The 25,820-nt window shown below is 47.3% G+C and carries 19 protein-coding genes and 1 pseudogene; 9 read left to right on the forward strand and 11 right to left on the reverse strand.

The window, feature by feature from the left end; translation table 11 throughout:
• Positions 1-97 precede the first annotated feature (97 nt).
• The 5 genes from M1D90_RS03855 to M1D90_RS03875 are packed head-to-tail and all read right to left on the reverse strand — an operon-like array spanning position 98 to position 8,344.
• Positions 98-3,040 (reverse strand): glycoside hydrolase family 3 C-terminal domain-containing protein, encoded by a 2,943-nt coding sequence (locus tag M1D90_RS03855; RefSeq protein ID WP_456283148.1) that lies wholly within the window; start codon positions 3,038-3,040, stop codon positions 98-100.
• Positions 3,041-3,054: 14 nt separating this feature from the next.
• Positions 3,055-5,364 carry an alpha-xylosidase gene (gene yicI / locus M1D90_RS03860; protein WP_456283149.1) on the reverse strand — a complete coding sequence of 770 codons (2,310 nt, stop codon included), beginning with the start codon at positions 5,362-5,364 and terminating at the stop codon, positions 3,055-3,057.
• 21 nt (positions 5,365-5,385) lie between these two features.
• Positions 5,386-6,207 (reverse strand): carbohydrate ABC transporter permease, encoded by an 822-nt coding sequence (locus M1D90_RS03865; RefSeq protein ID WP_023856275.1) that lies wholly within the window; start codon positions 6,205-6,207, stop codon positions 5,386-5,388.
• Complete coding sequence (locus M1D90_RS03870; protein ID WP_023856274.1) at positions 6,204-7,097, reverse strand: carbohydrate ABC transporter permease; 894 nt, start codon at positions 7,095-7,097, stop codon at positions 6,204-6,206. The genes M1D90_RS03865 and M1D90_RS03870 overlap by 4 nt, the downstream gene beginning before the upstream one ends.
• A 26-nt stretch (positions 7,098-7,123) precedes the next feature.
• Positions 7,124-8,344 (reverse strand): ABC transporter substrate-binding protein, encoded by a 1,221-nt coding sequence (locus tag M1D90_RS03875; protein ID WP_456283150.1) that lies wholly within the window; start codon positions 8,342-8,344, stop codon positions 7,124-7,126.
• A 255-nt stretch (positions 8,345-8,599) separates the two neighbouring features.
• Between M1D90_RS03875 and M1D90_RS03880 the strand changes: the two genes are divergently transcribed.
• The 4 genes and pseudogenes from M1D90_RS03880 (at position 8,600) to M1D90_RS03895 (ending at position 12,516) form a co-directional block, all read left to right on the forward strand.
• Positions 8,600-10,711: a heavy metal translocating P-type ATPase gene (locus M1D90_RS03880; RefSeq protein ID WP_105981224.1), complete on the forward strand. Its 2,112-nt coding sequence runs from the start codon at positions 8,600-8,602 to the stop codon at positions 10,709-10,711.
• A gap of 125 nt (positions 10,712-10,836) precedes the next feature.
• A complete protein-coding gene (locus M1D90_RS03885; protein WP_020452939.1) occupies positions 10,837-11,532 on the forward strand; it encodes a thioredoxin domain-containing protein in 696 nt (231 codons plus the stop codon).
• The gene (locus tag M1D90_RS03890; protein WP_003185211.1) at positions 11,522-11,935 is read left to right on the forward strand and encodes a disulfide oxidoreductase; all 414 of its coding nucleotides are present in this window, start codon (positions 11,522-11,524) and stop codon (positions 11,933-11,935) included. Before M1D90_RS03885 ends, M1D90_RS03890 begins: the two co-directional genes overlap by 11 nt.
• Before the next feature lie 94 nt (positions 11,936-12,029).
• A pseudogene (locus M1D90_RS03895) lies at positions 12,030-12,516 on the forward strand (N-acetyltransferase family protein).
• Between the two features lie 95 nt (positions 12,517-12,611).
• On the opposite strand, the gene M1D90_RS03900 reads toward M1D90_RS03895, so the two are convergent.
• A complete protein-coding gene (locus tag M1D90_RS03900; protein WP_025809899.1) occupies positions 12,612-13,142 on the reverse strand; it encodes a GrpB family protein in 531 nt (176 codons plus the stop codon).
• A 124-nt stretch (positions 13,143-13,266) separates the two neighbouring features.
• Between M1D90_RS03900 and M1D90_RS03905 the strand changes: the two genes are divergently transcribed.
• From M1D90_RS03905 to M1D90_RS03915, 3 genes are all read left to right on the forward strand, one after another.
• Positions 13,267-13,875 (forward strand): trimeric intracellular cation channel family protein, encoded by a 609-nt coding sequence (locus M1D90_RS03905; RefSeq protein ID WP_003185205.1) that lies wholly within the window; start codon positions 13,267-13,269, stop codon positions 13,873-13,875.
• Between the two features lie 178 nt (positions 13,876-14,053).
• A complete protein-coding gene (helD, locus tag M1D90_RS03910; protein ID WP_456283151.1) occupies positions 14,054-16,390 on the forward strand; it encodes an RNA polymerase recycling motor HelD in 2,337 nt (778 codons plus the stop codon).
• 474 nt (positions 16,391-16,864) lie between these two features.
• Positions 16,865-17,749, forward strand: a complete 885-nt coding sequence (locus M1D90_RS03915; protein WP_101561473.1) for an alpha/beta fold hydrolase — start codon at positions 16,865-16,867, stop codon at positions 17,747-17,749.
• Between the two features lie 88 nt (positions 17,750-17,837).
• On the opposite strand, the gene M1D90_RS03920 is transcribed toward M1D90_RS03915, so the two are convergent.
• A complete protein-coding gene (locus tag M1D90_RS03920; protein ID WP_219191948.1) occupies positions 17,838-18,248 on the reverse strand; it encodes a DUF5412 domain-containing protein in 411 nt (136 codons plus the stop codon).
• 76 nt (positions 18,249-18,324) lie between these two features.
• A complete protein-coding gene (locus M1D90_RS03925; RefSeq protein ID WP_105979808.1) occupies positions 18,325-19,449 on the reverse strand; it encodes an aminotransferase class V-fold PLP-dependent enzyme in 1,125 nt (374 codons plus the stop codon).
• Positions 19,450-19,713: 264 nt separating this feature from the next.
• Between M1D90_RS03925 and M1D90_RS03930 the strand changes: the two genes are divergently transcribed.
• Both M1D90_RS03930 and M1D90_RS03935 read left to right on the forward strand, forming a co-directional pair.
• Positions 19,714-20,574 (forward strand): ROK family protein, encoded by an 861-nt coding sequence (locus tag M1D90_RS03930; RefSeq protein WP_020452932.1) that lies wholly within the window; start codon positions 19,714-19,716, stop codon positions 20,572-20,574.
• An 87-nt stretch (positions 20,575-20,661) separates the two neighbouring features.
• Positions 20,662-21,501 carry an aldo/keto reductase gene (locus M1D90_RS03935; RefSeq protein ID WP_146874740.1) on the forward strand — a complete coding sequence of 280 codons (840 nt, stop codon included), beginning with the start codon at positions 20,662-20,664 and terminating at the stop codon, positions 21,499-21,501.
• 39 nt (positions 21,502-21,540) lie between these two features.
• Here the strand turns inward: M1D90_RS03935 and M1D90_RS03940 are convergent, their stop codons facing one another.
• The 3 genes from M1D90_RS03940 to M1D90_RS03950 all read right to left on the reverse strand — a co-directional run bounded on the left by M1D90_RS03940 (position 21,541) and on the right by M1D90_RS03950 (position 25,621).
• On the reverse strand, positions 21,541-22,992 hold the full coding sequence (locus M1D90_RS03940) for an MDR family MFS transporter (RefSeq protein WP_149169302.1): 1,452 nt from the start codon (positions 22,990-22,992) through the stop codon (positions 21,541-21,543).
• A gap of 199 nt (positions 22,993-23,191) precedes the next feature.
• Positions 23,192-25,051 (reverse strand): LTA synthase family protein, encoded by a 1,860-nt coding sequence (locus M1D90_RS03945; protein WP_020452929.1) that lies wholly within the window; start codon positions 25,049-25,051, stop codon positions 23,192-23,194.
• Positions 25,052-25,150: 99 nt separating this feature from the next.
• The gene (locus tag M1D90_RS03950) at positions 25,151-25,621 is read right to left on the reverse strand and encodes a metal-dependent hydrolase (RefSeq protein ID WP_020452928.1); all 471 of its coding nucleotides are present in this window, start codon (positions 25,619-25,621) and stop codon (positions 25,151-25,153) included.
• Between the last annotated feature and the right edge of the window lie 199 nt (positions 25,622-25,820).

The following is a 25,820-nucleotide window of genomic DNA, read 5'->3' on the forward strand; positions in this document are numbered from 1 at the left end:
ATCATTCCTAAGTTGTAAAGCACTAAAATTGCTGAAAAACGGTAAAAGCCATGCAGATCAAGCTGCATGGCTTTAAAAAAATTTCTTCTGTGCCGGTTTATCGTTCAAATTGAAACGTATCGATTGCGACTTTCCCTTTGAAGACAAAGTAGATGCGATGGGTGCCTGCCGATTTTCGGACGGAAGCTTTTATCGTTTTCCAGTTATGCAATCCGGATGTGTCAGGCACTTTTAACGAGCCGATTTGCTTTCCTTTTTGAGGATGATCGAGGAAGATGCCGATTTCGCCGCCGCCTCTGCTTGCAACCTTTGCTTTTATCCTTTTTTCGCCTTTGAAGCGGACATCATGGAAGGCGATCCACGCGTTTGCTGTACTGCTTTTTACCGCATCGCCGCCGTATTTGGATTCTTCGGTGATGAGCACGCCTTTGTAGTCGTCGTAGTTTTCAGCGTTTGTCTGCCGCCGCAAGTTCCGTTCTCGAATCGTTTCACCTTGGACGAAAATCCGCTTTGTCTTGCGGATGTCCGCCGCCGAGCTCCCGACCGATATTTTGTATGCGCCTCTTTCAACGGCAAACGTTTCGCTCGTTACATCCCAGAAGGCAAGGTCTGCCTGTTTCAGCTTGAATGTCACGGTTTTCGTTTCTTTCGGTGCCAGCTCAACGCGCTGAAAGTTTTTCAAGTCCAGATTGGGCTGTTTAACCCGAGTGTTAAACAGAGGAGAAGTATAGAGCTGAACGACCTCATCTCCTTTTCTTCCGCCTGTGTTGGTGACGTTGACGCGGATCGTGACGGAGCCGTCTTTTTTGATGCTGTCAGAGGAAACGCTTAAACCGCTGTAGTGGAACGCTGTATAGGATAACCCGTGGCCGAACGGATACAGCGGCTTGCCTTCGAAATATTTATAGGTTCTTTTCCCTTTGATGATATCGTAATTCATCATATCCGGCAGTTCTTTGACTGACGTGTGCCAAGTTTGCGTCAGCCGTCCGCCCGGATTTTCATCTCCAAAGAGAATGTCCGCCAATGCGCTTCCCGCCTCCTGGCCTCCGTGTGCGGAGTATATGATCGCAGGAATGTGCGCTTTAGCCCAGTTGAGAGCGAACGGATAGCTGCTCGTTACGACAAGCACCGTATTGGGATTGGCTTTAGAAACAGCTTTCAGCAGATTTTCCTGGGCCGGAGGTAGTGTAATGTCTTTCCGGTCTTCGGTTTCCCGGCCGTTGATGTAAGGATTGTTGCCGACAAACACGACGGCTTTGTCCGCGGTTTTTGCCAGTCGAACCGCTTCCTCCGTACTGCTCTTGATGATCGCCTTTGAAAACTTTTCCGCTGCTGTCGCCGGCTTTTCGGCAGTTGCTGTTAATGTCCCGTCTTTTCCAGCGGTGAGATATTTGCCGTTTGCCGTATTTTTGATGGCGAATGTCCCGTCAGGCTGCTGTTCAAACTGGAAAGTTTCTTTGACGGTCCAGCCGTTCGGCTGTTTCTGATCAGCGATCAGTTTGCCGTCATCCTGAAGCGAGACATAGAGACCGTTCGCTTGGGCGCGGAGGGTGAAAATGCTTTCTCCCCAATCCGCCGCATCGAATGCCGCGCTTTTCTCAAGCTTGTCAGCCGATGCTGTGAGCGGTTGTTTGCCGTCCCGGCCTGCGGTTACAAACTTTCCTGTCAGGGCGGATTTGAACCCGCTTTGTTCCAGCCCTTCGGCAAAGGAGACGCGGTCTTTGCCGATTTTGTCCGCGATTCCGTCAAGCGGGGTTTTCCGATACGGCATCGTTCCGCTGTACCAATCTTCGTAAAGCGCATTTCCGAACGGTCCGATAACTGCGATGTTTTCATTTTTCCGGGTATTGAAGGGCAGCAGATTCCGGTCGTTTCTCAGTAAAACAATGGCTTTTTCAGCCGCTTTTTTCGCAAGCTGCCGGTGCTTTGGACTGTTGATGACGCCATCTGTCAGGCGGCTGTACGGATTGAGTTCGTCCGGATCGAATTCGCCTGTTCGAAAACGGATGCTGAATGTGTTGGCCAAGGCTTGATCGAGGTCTTTCTCAGACATAAGGCCATTCTTTAAGGCGCCGGTTAAGGCGGTTTTCGTCAGCCCGGGATTTTCTCCCTGATCTGTAAAGTTGTCAATGCCGGCTTTTACGGCGTGGGCATGCGCTTTTTCGTGGCTGTCATAATACTTGTGGTCAGTGACGATTCCTGAAGGATCAAAGGCGTCGCTGACGATGAAGAAATCGTCTCCGGCCCATTTTCCTTTGACTGTGCTGTTGAGCAGCGGGCTCAAAATGGCCGGTTTATCGTTGACAGAATTGTAGGCTGGCATCAGGCTGTACGCGGCTTTTGCGGAAATTGCCGTTTTGAAGGGCTTCAAATAATACTCGTTCATGTTCCTGGGATCAATGCTTGAGGAGCTGAATCCCCGGTCTGTTTCGTTGTTATAGGCAAGAAAATGTTTTAAGGTAGGAACTGTTTTCAAATAGAAGGGATGCTCGCCCCTTAAACCGGAGGCATAGGCGGTTGCTATTTCCCCTGTTAAAAAAGGGTCTTCGGAATAGCCTTCTTCATTTCTACCCCACCTTGGATCCCGCAGCAGATCAACGACCGGCGCCCAGACATTGACTCCGTTTGCCGCGGGATCAAGGTGATGGAAGCCGCGGACTTCATCGCCGACCGCTGAGCCGATTTGTTTGATTAAAGAGCGGTCCCATGTGTGTGCGAGCCCGACAGCCTGCGGGAAAACGGTCGCTTCCCCGAGCCAGGCAACGCCGTGAAGCGCTTCTGTGCCTGTTTTAAAAGCGGGAATGCCCAGCCGGGGAATGGCAGGCTGATATTGATGCATCAGCGACACTTTTTCCTCAAGGGTCAGTCGAGAAAGCAAGTCGCTGACCCTTTTTTGAACAGGGAGACTTGGATCTTGAAAGGGATATTCATATTCATCAGCCTGGGTTTTAGCGGCCGCGGGCGGCGGATTGACAGCGGCGGCGGAAAGGATCGTGCACATTGCCGCCAACATGATGGTGCGGACCGTTTTCAGCATCCTGATCACTCCTTTTAGAAAAAAATGAAGACATCCCGGTCCTTTTCTTTTGGCTGAATTGCTGTTCCCTCCTGAAGCGCTTCCGCTGCGCCGTTTATGACAGAAGTGACAGACAGATCGCGGATGAGCAGCTTCCATTTCTTTTGGACGCCTGTTGTTTTCACGGTAATCGTATTTTCATGCCGTGAAGCTCTGACTGTCATTGCTTCGCACTTTTCATTGTAAATCGTCTGTTCGGCTGTGCAGCCGTCTTTTAATTGGTAAAGGCAGAACGTCACACCGTCGAGATAATCATAATCAGGTCGCCCGGATTCCTGCCCGAGCGGCAGCAGCGTATTTTCCCTGACGAACAGGGGAAGCCCCATATACCCGTACTGTTCTTCTTTCCATTCTCCGCCTTCCATCTCTTTTCCCGTCAAAAGGTGTGTCCAGGTGCCTTTTGGCAAATAATAACGGACAACGCCGTCTTCCTGAAAAACGGGAGCGACGAGGAGTCTTCCGCCGAGCATGTACTGTCTGTCAAGCCAGTGGCAAGTGTTGTCCCCGGGAAATTCGAGGAGCATCGCCCGCATCATCGGAATGCCTTCAGCGTGCGCTTCATGCGCGGCGGCGTACAAATAAGGCATCAGCCTGTGCTTCAGTTTGACAAAATACCGCATCACATCGGCCGCTTCTTCGTCAAACAGCCACGGAACGCGATATGATTCGCTCCCGTGCAGGCGGCTGTGCGTCGACAAGAGGCCGAATGCGGTCCAGCGCTTATACAAATCGGCTGTTGCCGTGCTTTCAAATCCGCCGATATCGTGGCTCCAGAAGCCGAAGCCTGAAAGGGAAAGCGACAGGCCGCCGCGAAGGCTTTCAGCCATTGAATCATAGCTGGCAAAACAATCCCCGCCCCAGTGTACGGGAAATTGCTGGCCTCCGGCCGTCGCCGACCTTGCAAACACGACCGCTTCCCGTTCGCCGCGCTTTTGCTTCAACAGGTCAAATACGGTTTTGTTGTATAAAAAAGAATAATAATTGTGCATTCTGTCGGGGTCTGATCCGTCAAAGTAAACCGCGTCTCTCGGAATCCGTTCTCCGAAATCGGTCTTGAAACAGTCGACGCCCATGTCGAGCAGGCTTTCAAGTTTTGAACAATACCAGTCACGCGCTTTTCGATTGGTGAAGTCGACGATTGCCATGCCGGCCTGCCACCGGTCCCACTGCCACACATCCCCCCGGCTGTTTTTTAAAAAGTAGCCGTGTTCTTTTCCTTCCTGAAAAAGCTTCGATTTTTGGGCGATGTAAGGGTTGATCCAGACGCATATTTTCAACCCCTTATCTTTCAGGCGGCTGAGCATAGCTTCAGGCTGCTTAAAATATCGTTCATCCCATTCGAAATTGCACCATTCAAATTCTTTCATCCAGAAGCAGTCAAAATGAAACACGCTGAGCGGGATGCCGCGTTCGGTCATCCCGTCGATGAAACGGGTCACGGTTTCCTCAGAATAGTCGGTTGTAAACGATGTGGACAGCCAGAGGCCGAAAGACCAGGCCGGGGGAAGCGCCGGTTTTCCCGTTAACGACGCATAGCGTTTCAAAACATCCTTCGGTTCAGCACCGCTGATGATAAAATAGTCAAGCGTTTCCCCTTCGACCGAAAACTGCGCTTTGGATACGACTTCAGAACCGATTTCATACGAAACGAGCTCGGGATGATTGACAAAAACACCGTACCCTTTGTTTGACAAATAGAACGGCACATTTTTATACGCCTGCTCCGTGCTTGTGCCGCCGTCCTGATTCCAGATGTCTACGGTTTGGCCGTTTTTCACGAATGCCGTAAAACGCTCGCCGAGACCGTAGATCAATTCGCCGACGCCGATGTTGAGCTGTTCCCTCATAAAGGTGCGCCCGTCATTGCTCGTGATATAGGCGAGGCTATTCGATTCGCTTGCGGTCAGGCTCTGTCCATCACGTGAAAATTGGTAGCGCCAACCGCTTTTGCTCACCTCAACGCACAGGCTGCCGCTTTGGAAGGTCAGCGCATCATCTTGTTCGGAGATAACCGGCTCAACGTCTGTCATATCCAGCTGAAACTCGGGCTTGCGAGGCGTTTCCCCTTGAAAATGGGACACTTGCACACGGATCACGTCTTCAAGAGGACTCGAAAATCTGACGGTGAGCATGCGGGTGTCCAGCGTGTCCCCGCGCTTTTGAACCGCTTTGACAGGCCCGTATACAGTCAATGATTGCTGATCAATCATTCGGTCGTAGGCTTCTTTTGGCGTGTTGATGTGATATCCTTCGCGCGTCAGCCAGTAGCCGTCTGAAAATTTCATGATCGAAAACACCCTTTCTTTTTACTTGATGGAACCGCTGATCAGACCTTTAACAAGCTGCTTTTGAAGCAGTATAAAAATGATGATGACAGGCAAAACCGATAAAACGGCAAATGCCATCAGATCATTCCACTGGATTCCGTATTGGCTGATCACATTGTAAATGCCGGCCGTCAGCGGCCACAGCTCCTGATTTCGGTTGAATGTCATGCTGTAAATCAAATCTCCCCATGCGAAAAAGAAGGAAACCGCTCCGCTGACGGCAATCCCGGGTACGCTGATAGGCAAAATAATGCGGATGAATGCGGTAAAACGGCTGCAGCCGTCGATTTTGGCCGCATCCTCAAGGTCCTTGGGAATCCCGAGAAAAAAAGTTCTGAGCATTAATACCGAAAAAGGAACGCCGAGCGTTGCTCCCGTCAAAATCGGTCCGATATACGTGTTTAATATGTTCAGCTGATTAAAGGCGATAAACAGCGGAGTCAAAACAACGGTGGCAGGCAGCATTTGCGTGATGAGAAACAGTAAAATGAACATTTTTTTGCCCTTGATCCGAAAGCGCGCCAAGCCGTAGGCGGAAGGAACGGCCAATATGAGAACGATGGCGGCAGCCGCCCCGGAAATCAGCAGGCTGTTCAAAAAGTATCCGGCGATGCCTGAAGTGAACACAGCTTCGAAGCCGGCCGTCCGGAATGTCTCGGGCCACAATAAAGGCGGTGTTTTAAACAATTCTGCCTCGCTTTTGAAAGCTGTGGCGATCATCCAATAAACGGGGAATAAAAAGCCGGCCGTAACGAGGACGCCAATAATGTTAAAGAGCCATTCCTTTTGCTTCGTTTTCATGACATCACCTCATCTTTTTTGATCAGCCGCAAATAGACAAGACTGACCAAAAGAAGAATGAAAAACAGGACATTGGCGCTTGCTGCGCCCATGCTGAATTGAAATTCGTCAAAGGAGTAGCGGTAGCTGACGGTTGACAGGACTTCAGTGGCGTGCACGGGGCCGCCTCCAGTCATCACAAACACAAGGTCGAACACTTTGAACGTATAAATGAAGCCGAGCATCATGACGACGGTGATCACCGGCCGCAATAAGGGTAGGGTCAGATGAATGAATTTCTGAAAAGCATTGGCGCCGTCAAGGCTTGCGCTTTCATAGACGTCTTCCGGAAGGGAGCTGAGACCGGCGGATATGAGCAGCATATTAAAGGGAATGCCGACCCAGATGTTGGCGATAATAACGGACCAGATGGCAATCTTCGGATCTGACAGCCAGGGGATTGGATTGTCGATCATTCCCCATGATAGGAGCAGCTGATTGAACACGCCTTCATTTGAAGCCATCATAAACTTGAATAAAAGCGCCGTAACCGTCAGCGGAATGAGCCAGCTCACCATCATCAATCCCCTGAGAAACGGGGCAAGCCGAAATTTCATGCTGAAAAACAAAGCGAGCAAAAAGCCGATTGCAAACTGAAAAACGACGCTTCCAGCCGTGTAGAGCAGCGTGTTTTTTAAAGATGCCCAAAATACTTTATCCTGGGCAAGCCGCTGATAATTGTCGATTCCTATAAAGCTGATATCCTTTGATGCTATATTTGCAAGCGACACGTTTTGAAAGCTGAGAATTATGTTGTAGATGAGAGGATAACCGATAAGGGCAAGCATAAAAAGAACGGCCGGGAACAAATAGAAGCACCCTTCCCATTTACGAATGATGGCTTTGATCATGTCAAAACTCCTTCGTGCGCTTAAAGCTAGTTTAAGGCGTTGATTTTTTGTGCGGCCTCATCCAGCGCTTCTTTCGGCGTTTTGCTTTCGCTCAATGCTTCCTGCAGGGCCGTCTGTAAAGCTTCCGAAATTTTCGGCCAGTTTTTCGAAGGGCCGCGGGCTGATGCAATCTCCATGATTGGAATGAAGGCTTTTAAATTGTCATCTGTTTTCCAATGACTTGATGATTCGAGCAAATCCTTACGCGGCGGGAATACACCTGTTTCCGCGGTCAGCGTTTCGAGCCGCTCCGGATCGATCAGCCAAGTGATGAAATCCCAGGCGCCGTCGGTGTTTTTTCCTTTAACGACTGCCATATTTTCCCCGCCAAGGGCGGAAGCGAATGTTTGATCCTTCGGGATGAAGGTAATCCCGTAATGTAAGTGACCGGCTTCTTTCAGCCGTTCAATATTCCAGGAGCCGTTGATCATCATAGCGAGCTGACCTGCTGCAAACTGTCTGGCCAGATCATCCTGGGTGGCGTTTAACACTTCCTTGCTCATTGCGCCTTCTTTGACCAGATCCGTTAAAAACTGCAGGGAAGAGGCTGCTTCTTTTGAATGCAGCTGTTTTAAATCTGCTCCGGAAGACAAAAGGAACGGATAAAATTGAAAAGCGCTTTCCTCTGATTTGACGGCTGACAGGGCAAATCCTTTCGTTTGGCCTTTGCTCGTTTTTTTTGCTGCTTTTTTCAGCTCGCTCCACGTTTCAGGCGGCTTGGAAATCCCTGCATCCTTCAAGAGGTCTTTGTTGTAAAACAAAGCAAGCGCATTGCTTGCGAAAGGGATGCCGTAGTACTTCTCTTCATATACGGCTGATGAGAGCGGCCCCTCATAATACCGGTCAGCCTGCCCCCATTGCTCGACTTTCTCTGTCAAATCTTCGAGCACGCCCATGGCGGCGAATGAGGCATTGTCGACATTGTCAAGGAAAACGGCGTCAGGCATGGCATTGCCGGCTGCTCCGACAGACAGCTGCTTTTTCACTTCATTAAAAGGAATGTACTCTGTTACGACTTTGTACCGATCCTGAGACCGATTGTACTGGTCGACAAGTTCATGATAAAGTTCCTGCTGTCTGCCGGTGAAATAATCCCAGACTTTGATTTCTTCAGCATGCTTTTCGCCGGCGTTGGTGCCGCTTTTGCAGCCTGCGGAAAAAACGAGAAGAAGGGAGAGGCAGATGATCATCAGACACGATTTTTTCAAAAACGCTCACTCCTTATGAAAAAAAGCTTGTTAGTTTAATAGCTAAACTAAGTATATTTGGGCATCGCTTCTAATATGCCAGCAGAGTTTCGCAGGCGCGAAAGCAGGGTAAAACGCGGAAACAGTCCGGTGCGTATGATAACAAAGATCGATTGACACATTTTTCGAATGAAGCATATAATAAGGATAAATAATATATGCGTATATGCTCATATATAAAATAAAGCCCGGCGCTGAAAAAGAAAGGTGAGAGAGATGGAAAAGGTGAAGCAGGAATACATGTTAAACGGTCTCGACTGCGGCAATTGCGCACAAAAAATTGAGCATGAGATAGCCGGTATGAAAGGGATTGAAGCGTGTTCAGTCAATTTTGCAACAAGCACGCTGACTGTCAAAGTCGACCAAAACAGCGGCGAAGACATTTCTTCAAAAATAAAGAAAAAAGTAACCGAGATCGAACCGCACGTCAACGTGATGTTGAAGGAAGGGACAAAACAGGCTCCATCCGAAGGTGATGGCCGGTTTAAAAAAACGATCGCAAGACTGGCTGCAGGCACCGTTCTCGGCGCGGCAGGCTTTCTGCTTCCCGGCGGTACCGCAGCTGAGTGGATTCTCTTTTTCCTTGCTTACCTCATCATCGGCGGTGATGTCGTATTAAGAGCCGTCAAAAACATCTTTCGCGGCCGGGTTTTTGATGAGCACTTTTTAATGACGATCGCCACTCTGGGTGCATTTATCATTCAGCAGTATCCCGAGGGCGTGGCGGTAATGCTGTTCTATCAAGTAGGCGAGCTGTTCCAGGGAGCCGCGGTCAGCCGCTCCAGGAAATCGATCAGCGATTTGATGGACATCCGTCCCGATTATGCCAATCTTCAAACGGAAGGCGGTACGGTCAAAGTATCTCCCGATGAGGTTAAAGCGGGTGATATCATCATCGTCAAGCCAGGAGAGAAAGTCCCGCTTGACGGCAAAGTGCGAGCGGGCAAATCGCTTGTCGATACGTCCGCATTAACCGGGGAATCCGTTCCACGAGAAGCCGCACCCGGCGAAGAGGTGCTGAGCGGATTTGTCAACAAAAACGGAGTGCTTGAAGTGAAAGTGGACAAAGAATACAGTGAATCAACCGTTTCAAAGATTCTTGACCTCGTCCAGAATGCCAGCAGCAGAAAAGCGAAAACAGAAAACTTTATCACCAAATTCGCCAAGTACTACACGCCTTTTGTTGTCATAGTCGCGCTTCTTCTCGCTTTTGTCCCGCCGCTGATCATTTCCGGAGCCGCGCTGTCGGATTGGGTGTACCGGGCCCTCGTCTTTTTGGTCATTTCTTGTCCGTGCGCACTTGTCGTTTCCATTCCGCTCGGCTTTTTCGGCGGTATTGGGGCGGCGTCAAAAGCAGGTATACTCGTAAAAGGCGGCAATTATTTAGAAGCGCTCAATGATGTCAAATACGCCGTTTTTGACAAAACAGGCACATTAACAAAAGGCGAATTTGCCGTTGTTAAGCTGTCGCCGGCAGGCCGTGTCAAAGAAGAGGAACTGCTTGAATATGCGGCGCTTGCCGAACATTTCTCAGGCCACCCGATCGCCGAGTCGATCCGTGAAGCATACGGGAAGGAAGTCCAAGCGGATCGCATCAAAGATTACAGCGAGACGGCCGGCTTCGGCGTCAGAGCGGTTGTAGACGGAGCCGTCATTTTGGCTGGCAATGCCAAGCTCATGAAGAAATTCGGCATACAGTATCAAGAGGAAAGCGAAATCGGTACCGTTGTTTATGTAGCCGCCGGCGATATGTTTATCGGCTCGATTGTTATCGCAGACGAAATCAAAGAGGATGCCAAGCGTGCGATCTCTGCTTTGAAAAAAGCGGGGATTAAAAAAACGGTGATGCTGACGGGTGACGCGAAAGAAACCGGCGAGGCGGTCGGCGCGGAACTGTCCATTGATGAAGTGCATGCGGAGCTTCTTCCACAGCACAAGGTGGACCGCATTGAAGCATTTGACAAGCAAAAGCTTCCAAAAGAAAAGCTGCTTTTCGCAGGAGACGGCATCAACGATACGCCGGTCTTGGCGAGAGCGGATATCGGGGTTGCCATGGGAGGCCTTGGCTCTGATGCGGCAGTCGAAGCGGCTGATATTGTGATCATGACTGACCAGCCTTCAAAAATTGCAGAAGCCATCAGCATTGCTAAGCGGACGAGGGCGATTGTCTGGCAGAATATTATCTTTGCGCTCGGCGTTAAAAGTGTTTTTCTCATCTTGGGTGCTTTCGGCATCGCAACGATGTGGGAAGCCGTCTTTTCAGACGTCGGTGTTACCCTTTTAGCCGTTTTAAATGCGATGAGGGTTTTAAAAGTAAAAGAAATGTAACTTTTTTACCACCTAATGAACTGGAAATTCCTTTTTTAGCATCTTCACGAATGCGGCTTGTCTTGTTAAAATGAAAGAGGTTATCAAACTGGCGTACTAAAAAATAAGAATAATGAGGTGTCTAAGTGAAGAAGAAACAGCAGTCACCGATGAAATTTGCAGTGATTATGACAGTCGTGGTCGTTTTTCTGATCGGCGCACTTGTCGTACTCAACAATCAAACCCAAAATGCTTCGCAAACCTTTGATGACAAGCCTTCAACTGAAGGACAGCCGCTTCTTGGCAACAAAGATGCGACTGTAACGATCACAGAATTCGGAGATTACAAATGCCCAAGCTGCAAACAGTGGACTGAGACCGTCTTTCCGGATTTGAAAAAGGATTACATCGATAAAGATCAAGTTAATTTTTCATATATTAACTTCGTCAATGAACAGCACGGCAGAGGCTCTGAATTGAGCGCCCTCGCTTCCGAGCAAGTATGGAAGGAAGACCCGGCTTCATTCTGGAAATTCCATGAAGCACTGTACAAAGCGCAGCCTGACAATGACACGATGGAAAACGAGTGGGCGACGCCGGCAAAATTGGCGGACATCACGGAAGCGAATACGAAAATCAAACGCGATAAGCTCATCAGCAGCTTAAATGACAAAACGTTCTCTGAGCAATTAAAAACGGACAATTCGCTCATCAGCAAATACAGTGTAGACTCGACGCCGACGATCTTTGTCAACGACGTAAAAATCGACAAACCGTTTGATTATGACAAAATCAAAGAAACGATCGCCAAAGAGCTGAAAGGCCAGTCTGATGAAAAATAAACTGCTTTTTCTGTACGGCGCCTGGATCGTCTCATTAACGGCGACACTAGGCAGCCTGTACTTCAGCGAAATCCGTAAATTCATTCCTTGCGAACTGTGCTGGTATCAGCGGATTATGATGTATCCGCTCGTGCTGATCCTTGGAATTGCGACATTTCAGGGCGATGCCCGCGTGAAAAAATACGTGCTGCCGATGGCGGTGATCGGCGCAGGCATTTCCCTGATGCATTACATGGAACAAAAAATTCCCGGATTCAACGGTATTAAACCGTGTGTCACAGGAGTGCCTTGCTCAGGGCAGTATATCAATTGGTTCGGTTTCATCACGATTCCGTTTCTCGCCCTTATCGCATTTATTTTGATTATCATTTTTATGTGCTTTCTCAAGGGGAAAGATGAGTAAAAAGAGCATTGTCTGACAATGCTCTTTTTTTACATGTTCAACAAAATGAATGCTATAATATTTGGAAATTATTAAATGGATAAGGATGATGAGGATGGAATTTAAGATTCGTAAAATGAAAAAGAAAGACATCCGACAAGTGCAGCAGATTGCCAAAACAAGCTGGAATCACACTTATGAAGGGATAATCCCTTTCGATATTCAAGAGAAATTCTTAGAGAAAGCGTACAATGATGAGATAATGCAGCAGCGTTTGGAACACTCGTTAATGCTCGTTTCAGAAGCGGACGGAAAAATCGTCGGCTTTGTTAACTACTCATTTGTAAGAGAAGGAGGGGAGGCCTATCTCGCTGCCATTTATTTAGCCCCGGAATACCAAGGAAAAGGCATCCGGAACCGCATTATTGGAAGAGGGGCTAAAACATTTGGAGGGAGTAAAAAAGATCTTTGTAGAGGTTGAAACAGAAAACCGTACCGGAAAAAACTTTTACAAGGCGAAGGGTTTTGAGGATGTCTCCGAATATGATGAAGAATTTGAAGGGCATATCCTCAAAACGGTCCGAATGGCCTTGCGCGTATAATGCCCGCTTTCACTTCGTGACTTGGACATAGTAGTATAACAAGACCGCCATAATGAAGGCGATGGCTATTGTAAGCAATTTATGTTTTGTCTTTTTCAGCATACCGGGCCACTCCTTTCCAAATGTTTTGCTTTCTCAATCACGTCTTTAATGAACGATTCTTTTCCTTTTGTGTACGAGGTGCGGTCATATGGAAAGCGCCGCGCCAAGGTTTTTTTCAATGTTTCATATTCTTGCCGCTCGGCGGAGTGCTTTCTTAAATAATTTCGGAATCTCAGCTGGTTTTTCCATTCTTCGCTTTGAAAAACATATACGTGCAGATGGTGTGTGCCCGCCCTCCACATTCCCTTTCGAAAAAAGCGCCTGGCAGGGAAGGCTTCGTGAAATACGTGCTCATAACCGAGCTGCTCAAGCGGTTCGATCCAGGCTGAAGCTTCGCTGAGACTGTTGACGCCGGCCATCAGATCGAGCACCGGTTTTGCCGCAAGACCGGGAACAGAGGTGCTGCCGATATGTTCGATAGCGAGAACTTTTTTTCCGAGGACATCCGTGAGCCGCTGTTTTTCAGCTGCAAATTCCTGAGCCCACCCGGCTTTCGCTTTTTCGATGATGATCTCCTGTTCCATGTTTCCACCCCTTTAAAAACGTCTTTTTATATTATAAGATATTTTGATTCAGAGAGGGTTGATTTAAAGGTTGGAGAAGTTATAAAATCAAAAAGATTGAAGTTTAGTATGGAGGACACCTTAGATGGCTTGGGAAGTGTTGAGCATCATCGGTACCGTCGCTTTTGCGATCAGCGGAGCGATCGTTGCAATGGAAGAAGAGTATGATATTTTAGGAGTTTATATATTGGGGATTGTGACGGCGTTCGGCGGAGGGGCGATCAGAAACCTGCTCATCGGAGTTCCGGTGTCCGCCTTGTGGGAGCAGGGGAGCCTGTTTCTAATCGCTCTTGTTTCGATCACGATCGTTTTTTTGTTTCCTAAGCTCCTGTTAAAGCACTGGAGCATCTGGGGGAGCTTTTCAGACGCGATCGGTCTTGCCGCATTTGCGATACAAGGAGCGCTTTATGCCGTTCACATGAACCATCCGGTCAGCGCGGTGATCGTTGCGGCGGTCTTAACAGGAAGCGGCGGCGGAATGATCCGGGATCTTTTGGCTGGAAGAAAGCCGCTCGTGCTGAAAACCGAGATCTACGCCGTTTGGGCCGCTTTGGGCGGATTCATTATCGGCATGGGCTGGGCGGAGAAGCCGCTCACGCTGTATATCCTGTTTGCTTTGCTGGTCGCATGCCGCGTATGTTCGTACATGTTTAACTGGAAGCTGCCGAATCGTTCGCTGCGGTCCCACAGCTGAATAGAAAAAAGCCGATTTTTCGTTGATTGAAAAATCGGCTTTTTATATTGATTTGACCAAAGGTTATATGATAAGATGAAGTGTATTTTAACATAAAATTTAAAATATTATAGTATTATCCATTTTTATTTTATCATGAATCTTTTTTGATGTCAAATCTTTTTAGGGAGTGGTCAGCGTGCAGGAAAACGGTCAGGAATGGCTGGAAGAGGAAAAACGAATCCGGCTTGTTTTAAAGGAATTGGATCAGAAGCTTCATTCTCTAAAGGGAAAGACCGGCGGATTGAAGGAGGATATCATCGATTTACGGAAACATTTCTGGAGCGATGTCACCGTAAACTTGGCCGATGAAAACGAAGCGGTTGAAACATTTTTTAGCATTAAACAGCAGGCTGAGTTTTTGGCTGAAAGGGAAAGGAGTCATAAGCAGTTTTACAACGAGTTGAAAAACTTGTTAAAAGTGAAAGAATCGCCTTATTTCGGCCGTGTAGATTTTTTGGAGGACGGCGAAGAAAACGCTGAATCCGTCTACATCGGACTCGCCTCTTTAATGGACGAAAAAGAAGAGCGGTTTTTGATTTATGATTGGAGAGCGCCGATTTCCAGTCTGTTTTACAACTATGGTCCCGGTGCGGCTCAATACGAAGTTCCGGACGAGACGGTCAGGGGAACGATTGAGCTGAAAAGGCAATTTCTCTTCAAAAACGGCCGGCTGAAAGCGATGTTTAATACGGATATGGCGATTGGAGATGAAGTTCTTCAGGAAGTCCTGGGGCAGCAGGCAGATATTCAGATGAAAAGCATCGTCGCCACAATTCAAAAAGAGCAGAATCAGATTATTCGGAACGAAAGAAGCCGCTTTTTAATTGTTCGGGGAGCGGCTGGCAGCGGAAAAACGTCGGCGGCATTGCAGCGGGCTGCGTATTTGCTGTACCGCGGTCGCGGGCAGATCGAGTCGAGCCAGATGCTGCTATTCTCTCCAAACCTGCTTTTTAACAGCTATGTCGCCAATGTTCTGCCTGAGCTCGGAGAGGAAAACATCCAGCAGAAGACATTCCAGGAATTTGTGGCGCGCCGCCTTGGAAAGCAGGTTTCGTGCGAGACTCCGTTCGATCAGCTCGAATATTGTTTAACGGCTTCAGACGATGAGGAGCAGCGCATCCGGATGAAATCAATCGAATTGAAATCAGGTCTGGCCTTCAAAGGCATTATCGATGATTATGTCAAATGTTTGGCAAAAGGGCGTCTGGATCTGGTGTTTAAACATATCGCCTTTCGCGGAAAAAGGATCATTACAAGCGATCAGGTGCGGGAATTTTTCGCGGCCCTTGATCATGCAGATACGCTGTCCAACCGGATTGAAAAAACGGGGAAATGGCTGTTACAGCTGCTGAACAAATACGAACGCCAAGAAAGAAAAAAAGACTGGGTCATCGAGGAAAGCGAGCTGCTGGATAAAGAGGAATATTTAAAGGCCTATAAACGTCTTCAGGAAGAACAGCGATTTACGGAGAATACGTTTGACGATTATGAAAGGGAACAAAACCTCCTTGCCGCTATCATTGCCGAAAGGGAGTTCAAACCGCTCAAGCAAGCGGTAAAAGCGTTCGGCTTTATTGATTTTAAAGGAACGTACCTTCAGCTTTTTTCCGGGCGCTATACCCCGCAAACCCGTCCTGATGACTGGCAAAGCACTTGCACATTCACCCGGAAAAGCTTTCGTTTTGAGAAGCTGCCTTATGAAGATGCCGTCCCTTTTTTATATATGAAAAACCAGCTGACAGGCGGGAGAAAAAACAGGGCAATCCGCCATTTATTCATTGATGAAGCCCAGGATTACACGCCTTTTCAGCTTGCTTTTTTGAAGAGCCTGTTTCCCGCGTGCAGCATCACAATGCTGGGAGACTTAAACCAGGCGATTCTTGCCCATGCGTATCACGATAAGACGCTCCTGTCGGGAGGCGTGTTTGAAGGCGAAAAAACGGAGATCATCACCTTGAAGCGCAGCTACAGGTCGACGAAAGAAATTGTTGAATTGACAAAGCGCATCATCGAGGGAGGCGAAGAGATCGAAGCCTTTAACAGGAACTGCAAAAAACCGACTTTGACAATATCGGCCGACCTTCATGCACACCATAAACAGATGGCTTCCCTTATAACCGCCCTTCAAAAAGAAGGACTTGAGACGATTGCAGTCATCTGTAAAACAGTCCGGGAATGCAGGGATGCGTTCCGGCATCTTCAGCAGCATACAGAGCTTAAACTGATCGATAAAGAAACGAGAACGTTTCAAAAAGGCGTGATCGTCATTCCCGTCTATTTGGCGAAAGGGATCGAATTTGATGCCGTCGTCATTTATGACGCTTCTGAAAAACAATACAAAAAAGAGAGAGAGCGAACTCTGTTTTATACGGCGTGCACGAGGGCGATGCATGAGCTCCATCTCTTTTCCCTTGGAAAGGAAACGCATTTTTTAAACGGTGTTTCAAATGATATGTATACGAAAAGAGAGTGACGGTGTCACTCTCTTTTTTGGAGAAACCATTGTTTCCATAAGTTTTTTTATTTACAAACTTTTCTACACTAGGCTGAGTCTGTGGCAATCTTCTTCATATTCTGGCAGGTTAAAGAGTTTGTCATCTTAAACAAAAATGAAATGATTTCCAGCGTATATAGAGGAAAGTGGTCTGGCTAAATAATATAAAAGCTTTTATTCATCAAATCGCTTCTCTTTTTCTTGAGGATATATAACATATTTTCTATTTTCATTTTACATGCAGGAGATTACGAAATCGAAATCGTTAATTAAAATCTGTTATATTAAATTTTATAGTTCTGTATCATAATATAAAGCTTTTTAAAATTGGGATTTGATGATTAATTTATTCTGTAATATATTATATATAGAGTCTGTTATATATAATGACAAACTCCCCTGCACGAAACGGCATATTCATTTGAAGAGGATTTATTGGGAGGGAAATATTTCATGTCAAACCATTCACCGATTACCCCTGATTTAAGTGACAGCGGCATTCGCTATTTTCGGGCTTATAAGGAAAGCCTTGGTCTTTGGCCAGTTCATTACAAAACTTTCTACGTATCTACCCGTTTCGGCCAAACGCATATTGTTGCAAGCGGACCTGAAGATGCCCCGCCGCTTGTATTGCTTCACGGCGCATTATTCAGTTCCACTATGTGGTACCCCAATATCGAGGATTGGAGCAGCAAATACCGAACATACGCAATTGATATCATAGGTGATAAGAACAAAAGCATCCCTGCAGATTTATGCGGTACGAGGGCGGGTTACGCTGATTGGCTTCTCGAAGTGTTCGACGCTTTGGGGATAGAGAAGTCGCACATGGTTGGTCTTTCGCTTGGCGGGCTTCATACGATGAATTTCGCTTTACGTGCGCCAGAGAGAGTAGAGAGCGCAGCGATCCTTAGTCCCGCGGAAACATTTTTGCCGTTTCATCACGATTTTTATCAATACGCTCTTAGCCTCACAGAGCCTGATGGAGTAGAGAATTTCTTAAATTGGATGATGACAGATCGTAATGTGTTACACCCGGTTTTTGCAGAGCAGTTTCATGCAGGCGTAATGTGGCAGGATGGATTAAGACAGCCAAGGCCTAACGCCGACGGATTTCCGTATGTTTTCACTGACGACGAATTAAAATCAGTAAAAGTCCCTATTCTATTATTGCTGGGTGAGCATGAAGTCATCTATGACCCGCAATCAGCCTTACATCGCGCCTCAACATTAGTTCCAGGTATTGAAGCGGAAATCATAAAACAGGCAGGTCACGTTTTATCAATGGAACAGCCTCAATACGTAAATGAACGTATATTACGTTTTTTCAGTAAATAAACCACAGTTTTGTTGTCCATTTCATGGAGATGCAGCGGCTTATACGAGCGGTCATACAAACTTTTTCCAAAGGCTGAGAGTGACGCTGTCACTCTCTTCTTCCATCATATATATCAGTTCTGACATCCAGCACGTTGTTGTTGATGGACACATGGTATTTGTCCTGCCATTCGATTTTGACATGTTCTTCTTCGTATCCCCAATAGATGTTTTTTCGTTCACCGGTGGCAACCGTTGTCAATTCCCCTCTGACGGAAGGGGAGTTCGTTCCCCCGCCTTTATTCACGCTATACAAATTCAGGTTGTATGCTTGATTCGGCGAAGCGGAAGACTGAATCCAATTTCCTTTCGGCAGATGATTCATCGAGTAAAAATGCGTATACACGATATATCCGATGGTAATGCCTGACGCAAGCAAAACAGCCAAAATGGCAAACAAGACGCTTTGGCACGGTGACTTCCTCTGCTTTTCTATTTCTCCGTCAATATAAAGCTCCAATTTGTCTCATTCCTTGATGAAAATTGTTTTTTATAGTTTAAGGAAAAAATCGTATTCTGTCTATTTTGAAGCAGGGTTAACTAAAGAGCGCCGCCATCTCATCCATCACAAACCCGATTTCCTCCTTTGTATTGTAAAAATGCGGGGCTATTCTGATGACGTTGTTTCGCGCTGAGACGATGATATGCTTTTCACGCAAGAGAGCTTCCATACGGCCAGCCTCTTCGGCATACACCGAGATCAGGCTTGTTCTGTTATGTACGGTCTCGGGGCCTATGATCTTCAGGCCTTTTTCCGCCCCGTATTGCAAAGAGAATGCCGCGAGCTCCCGCAGGTAGGGCTCGATCCTGCCGGGCTCTGCTTCAAGCAGCAGCCTCAGTGCCGCGTCTGCCGCGTAAATGCTGATAAATGACGGTGTCCCCGACTCGAAGCGTTTCGCACCTTCCGCAAAGCATGAATCTAAGGCAAATGGTTTGTTCCTGCCGAACCAGCCGGCCGTCTTCGGCTCAAATTGTCCGCAAAGTTCGCGTTTCATATACAAAAAAGCCGTTCCGGGAATGCCGAGCATGTACTTGCGCGTCCCCGCCGCAAGGATGTCGATATCCATGTCTTTGACATGAATCGGAATGTGTCCGGCGGTTTGATAGGCGTCGACAAATAAAAGCGATCCTTTTTGATGAACAATCTCGGCAATCTGTTTTACATCTTGTTTAAACCCGTTCCGATAGCCGGCATGGGGTACACAAGTCAAGAGCGTCTGATCGGTAACGTCTTTTTCGTATTGTTCCAAGTCAATCATCCCGTCTTCGCTCTGAATGATGATGAGGTGATCTTTGAAGCGGTCTTGCGCAAGCCAAATTTGGCCGACGGCAGGAAAATCGATATCCGTGAAGGCGATCTGCCTTCGGTGTGGTGGCTGCGGCAATGAAGCAGCGACAGCCGCCACTGCGTCAGATACTGACGGCAAAACGGCTATCTCTTCTTTTTCGGCACCGATCAGCCGGGCAAATTTTTCCTTGGCTTCATCCATCTTGTCGAGATGCGCTTTCCAGTCTGCCCCGGCTGTTAAAAGGCCGTTCTGATACTCATCAACCGCTTTGGCAACAGGCAGAGCCAACGCGCTGCCGGAGCATGCGGCAAGGTGAACATGACCAGACAATATCGGAAATAAAGAACGGTAAGTGTGGAATGGATGCTTCATGATATCCCTCCTCATTAAAGCTTCGAGCGGGCCTGAAAAAATCCTCTTTTTCACAGTTGAAATTAAGCGGGCAGAAGCCTCTTTAAGCGAAAGAACAACCGCTGCAGCTGTTTGAAAACTGTCACATTTTCGGGAAGCTTTCTTCCGTCAGCATCAAAAGCTCCCATGCTCTGGTGAATCATTGTTCAGTGCGATTGCTTTCTTTCATCGTCTGATTTATGATTCAATTAAAGCAATTCAAACAGATGAAAAGGAGCCGAGAGGATGAAACATTACGGTGCAATAGAAGCAGGAGGCACAAAGTTTGTTTGTGCAGTTGGAACAGAAAAAGGAGAAATCATTGACAGGCTGACGATCCCGACGGAGACTCCTGAAGAGACTATTGGAAAACTGACTGATTTCTTCAGCAAGTATCAGCTCACATCAATGGGAGTGGGCTCTTTTGGACCTATATCCGTTGCAAAAGATAAAGAGGATTACGGATACATAACCAATACGCCGAAATTAGCCTGGAAGGGGTACCCGTTTATTCCCGAGTTGAAAAAAAGGCTCGGCATACCGGTTTCGTTTACGACTGATGTAAACGCTGCCGCGCTTGGCGAACTGACAAAAGGAGCGGCGCAAGGATTGGAAAGCTGCTTGTATATTACAGTCGGTACAGGAATCGGAGCAGGAGCGATTGTCGGCGGCCGGCTCGTGCAGAGCACGCTCCATCCTGAAATGGGTCACCTTCTCATTAGACGGCATCCGCACGATACGTTTGAAGGAATCTGTCCGTATCACAAGGACTGCCTTGAAGGAATGGCATCGGGTCCGGCGCTTGAAAAGCGCTGGGGGAAAAAGGGCAATGATTTGGCTGAAAACGAGGAAGTTTGGGAGATTGAAGCCGACTACTTAGCGCAGGCTCTCATGCAATATATCTTGATCCTGTGCCCTGAAAAAATCATCATGGGCGGCGGTGTCATGAAGCAGCAGCAGCTGTTCCCGCTGATTCGCAAAAAGCTTGCCGAATATATGAACGGATATGTTGACCTGCCTGATCTTGAAGGATACATCGTACCGCCGGGTCTCGGCGACGATCAGGGAATCACCGGTGCGCTCGCTTTGGCTTATGAAGCCGGTTGAGCAAGTTGTTTTGTAAAATCCACCCAGTGTGAGATAATAACAGCGGTGCGTTTAAAAGCATGAAAAAAAGAAAGGTGGTCGTTCAAAATGGTAAGCAGTTTAAAGGATACTGTGACATTACATAACGGTGTGAAAATGCCATGGTTCGGACTTGGAGTTTTCAAAGTGGAAGAAGGCAGCCAAGTTGTAGAATCTGTGAAAGCAGCCATTAAAAACGGATACCGGAGCATTGACACAGCCGCTATCTATCAAAACGAAGAAGGCGTCGGCAAAGGGATTAAAGAAGCAGGCGTTCCTCGCGAAGAGCTTTTCATCACGTCAAAGGTTTGGAACAGCGATCAGGGATATGAAAAAACATTGGCGGCTTTTGATGAAACCCTTCGAAAACTCGATCTTGACTACCTTGATTTATATTTGATTCATTGGCCTGGAAAAGACAAATATAAAGATACGTGGCGCGCGCTTGAAAAGCTGTACAAAGACGGCAGAGTAAAAGCGATCGGCGTCAGCAACTTCAATTTGCACCATTTGGAAAGCTTATTGGAAGATGCGGAAATTAAACCGATGGTCAATCAGGTTGAGTTCCATCCGCGGCTGACTCAGGCTGAGCTCAGGGACTACTGCAAAAAGCAGGGCATTCAGGTGGAAGCATGGTCTCCGCTCATGCAGGGAAAACTCCTCGATGATCAAGTGCTGACTGACATCGCTAAAAAATACAACAAATCCGTCGCTCAAGTCATCCTGCGCTGGGATTTGCAAAATGAAGTCATTACCATTCCGAAGTCAATCAAAGAACACCGCATTATTGAAAATGCCGACATATTTGACTTTGAATTAACAGCGGAAGATATCGAAAAAATCAACGCTCTTAACAAAGATGAGCGCGTCGGTCCCGATCCTGACACAATGGTTCACGGATTCGAATAAGCATAAGAAAATCCCGGGTTCATAAAAACCCGGGATTTATTATTTTTCATGAATGGCCAAGCGGCCTTTCGCTTGTTTCCTTCTGCTGCCGTCGAGCCGTCCGCGGCGGTGCTGCTTAATAAAGAATGAGAGAACCAATCCGATTCCCGACAATGCGGCCGCGGTCATAAACGCCAGATTGACGCCGTGAATCATCGCCGTATCCGAAGACGGACCGGCAGGATCGGCCAGCGCACGCTGTGTCATGATGGTGATGAGAACAGCCGTCCCGATCGATCCGGACATCTGTCTCATCGTATTGTTCATGGCCGTTCCGTGAGGAATCAAATGGCGCGGGAGCTGGTTCAAGCCGGCTGTTGTAACAGGCATGAGCACCATCCCCATGCCGACCATCCGAATCGCATAGACGACAGACAAATACGCAAAAGGCGTCGTCTTTGTCAGATGGGTCAAGAGCAATGTGGTCACGAAGATCGCCGTCAAACCGGTGATGCTCAAGATCCGCGCGCCGATTTTGTCAAAAATTCTTCCGGTAATCGGAGACATCAGCCCCATCACGACAGCTCCCGGAAACAGCATCATTCCCGATTCCATCGCCGTGAAATGGCGCATATCCTGCATATACATCGGCACGATCGTCGCCGCTCCGATCATCGACATAAAGACGACCATCCCGATAATCGTCGCAAGTGTAAACATCGGATATTTAAATACCCTGAATTCCAAAATCGGTTCATCCAAATGGAGCTGCCTCCAAATGAACCAAAACAGCGTAACGCTGCCGACCGCGAAGCCAGCCAGCACGTCCGCACCCGTCCAGCCCGCAACACCGGCGCTGCTGAAGGCGTACAAAATGCCGCCGAAGCCAAGTGAAGACAAGATGATGGAAGTAACATCCATCTTAGGTGACGTCTGTTCGGTGACATTTTTTAAAATAAAGTGTGCGGCAATCATGTCGATAACGGCAAACGGAAGCAACAGATAAAACAATACTTCCCAAGGGTAGCGGTCGACGATCCAGCCTGACAAGGTCGGTCCGACAGCGGGAGCGAAGGCAATCACAAGCCCGACCATTCCCATCGCTGATCCACGCTTTTCTTTTGGGAAAATCAATAAAAGCACCGTCTGCATCAATGGCATCATAATGCCCGCGCCGGCCGCCTGGACGACGCGTCCTGCAATCAGCGCCGGAAAGCTGAATGACAAGGCGCAGATCAGAGTCCCAGCCGTAAATAAAGACATTGCCGCCATGAACAGCTTTCTCGTCGTGAATTTTTCAATTAAAAAAGCCGTAACTGGAATCATGATCCCATTCACGAGCATAAAAACGGTCGTCAGCCATTGGGCAAGCCCCGGCGTAATGTTTAAGTCCCTCATGATCGGAGGCAAAGCCGTCGTCAATAGCGTCTGATTCAAAATGGCGATAAAAGTCCCCATAATCAAGACGGCAACAATCGGCAATTGATTTGTCTTATGCTGTGTTTCACTCATATTAAAACCTTCTTATTTATCATTTTTTATAACACTTTATGAAATAATCGGTACTCGAAATAACTTCTCTTTTTATTTAGGGTAACGAAGGAACTGCAAAACCGCAAGTTCATTTTTAACATTCGGTATATAATACCCAGCTGTCCCTCAATTTAAACAGCCCCTTTAAGCCGGGGGAATCCGGCTTAAAGGGGACGGATTATTTTTTATAAAATCTCAGCAAATCACCGTTAATAATCTTATCGGAAAGGGAAAGCTCTTGATTCGCCTTCTCTATGAGCGGACCGCATTTGTCCTCACTGTCGTTGATCATGTCCCCGGTTTTTTTGCTGTAGCACGTATTTTTCGTGTAGATATAATCATCTGTTATAAAGCTACCGTTTCTTAACACAGCGAAAGGCATTCTTTCTTTCGAAAACAGGTCATTACCGAATTGAATCATGCCTTTTGTATCAATTCCGAGCAAATGGAGCAATGTCGGTTTGACATCAATTTGGCCGCCTGTTTCAGATATCGTTTTCGGGTCTTGATCCGTTACCCCCGGAATGTGGATAATCAGCGGCACACGCTGCAGCTGAACGGTATCGTAAGGGGTGATTTCGTCTTTGCCCAAAAATTGAGCCAGCGCATCGTTGTGCGCTTCTGATATGCCGTAGTGATCTCCCATGAAGACGATCACGGAATTGTCGTAAAGGCCGTTTTTCTTCAATTTTGCAATGAAATGCTTCAATGATTCGTCTTCATAGCGTACCGTCGTGACATACCGGTTTAAAATCTCACTGTCCGAGTCGTATTCATCGATCAGCTTATCCTTATCATCAATTTGAAACGGAAAGTGGTTCGTCAATGTGATCAGGTTGCTGTAAAAGGGCTGCGGCAAGTCTTTCATCAAGTCGGCCGATTGCGTTAAAAACTCCTTATCCTTCAGCCCCCAGCCCGTTGAATTTTCAGGTGTCACATGAAAATGGGAGACGTCATAAAAGCTGTCGATGCCAAGGGCTTTGTACATGACGTCCCTGTTCCAGAATTTTTTATGGTTGGCATGGAAAACCGATGTTCTGTAATCGTGGTTTGCCAGTGTTTTATACATCGAATTGTACGCATTTTCGCTCTTCGTAAAAAACACCGAACCGCTCAGAGACGGATAGAGCGAATTGGCGACAATGAATTCCGAATCGGACGTTTTTCCCTGTTCGGTCTGCTGATAAAAATGGTCGAAATAATAGCTTTTTTGAATGAATTTGTTTAAGAACGGTGTGATTTCCTGGCCGTTCACCTTTTCATTAATGACAAATGTCTGAGTGGATTCAAGCGTTACAAAGATGACGTTTCGTCCTTCGGCAATCCCGAACATATCTTGGTTCGGTTTGCTGTAGTCAGCGTTTGTGTAGTTCTCGATCGTTGCCAGGCTGTTTTCATCAGCGACCGCTTTTTGTGTCAAATTAAAAGTCTGTGAAATGCCGTCCAACAGATGAAACTGATATAAGCCGATGTTTTTTACAAGCACTTCCCTGTCGTAGGAGTAGCTTAAAAACTTCGGCTGATCCAGCTCCGACAGGGCGAGATTAAACAGTACCGTGCCGGCGGCTGCCGCGTAGTAGATCTTAACGGCTTTAGCGGAAAGCTTTTTGCCGGTTCTTGTGCGCGTTTTTGCCAGCCAGACTAAAAGAGCCAAATCCAGAAAAAGCGCGATGAAAACCGGATTGAACAGCTCCTGAAAACTGCTCCCAAGCCCCCCGAGGTTTTTTGCCTGGAACAGGACGGGAACAGTGATGAAATCGATGTAGAAACCATAGAAAATACTGTTTGCAATCAAGATGCCCGTCAGGACGACATTAGCCCCGATTAAATAGAGGCGCTGCGTTTTTTCGCGAAAAAAGAGGCTGATGCCGAGTACAGGGATGAGAAAGCTAAGCGGGTTGATAAACAGGATCAATTCCTGAAGTGCGTTGTCAATTTGTAAATTAAAGCCCAGCTTGTAGATGAAGTACGTTTTCATCCACATAAAAAATATGGATAGGCATAAAAACCACTGCTTTTTAAAAAATTGTTCTTTCATATAAATAGCTCCTCACATATAATCCCCGCAGGTAAAGAACACCAAGATAAAACGACTGAACAAAGCATAATACAGCAATCGGTCAAACCGTCCCTTTCGTCAGGCGATCAAGTTCGCAATAAAATAGCACGAAACAACGGTGAGCACAGCCAGAACGCCTTGTTCCGCCTTCCCGCCGGTTTTAATATAAAGGGGCAGCCGAACCTTAATGGCGGACGGAAAGAAAAGTTTGATGCCATTTACAGTCCCGGCATCAAGGAGCAGATGGCTCGCCATTCCGGCCATCAATCCGACAAAAATGCTCTGATCTGTAAAATATAAATGTGCCGCAAATGCCGTGATGAGCAAAAAGAGCAGGCTGTGTGTAAACGTCCTGTGCCCGAAGACAGAACTGACCACTGCTGATAAAATCGGTAGCCTTCTGCCGATCTTGCTCTTTGTATGGCAAATATCCGGAATCAATGCTCCGATAACGCCCGAAGCTGTCATGAACACTGGATCATATCCGTAAAAATAAGCAGCAGCCGTGCAAGAAGCGACCCCTCCCATGATGTGTGTTTTTCCTGTCATATCGCTTCTCCTTTAAGACCTATAACAATTTCCTAATGAAAACTATATCAAGAGTTCTGGCGGCCTTCAAGACAGATGGTGGCAACTTGTCAGGCAAAAAACGCATTTTCCTGAGGCAATCAGCATGTTTACATCTAGAATATGGTGTTTTCAGTTAAAAAACACATTCAAGGTTCTGCATAATTTTAAAGTGATAAGC

It is taken from the genome of Bacillus sp. JZ34, assembly GCF_053903205.1.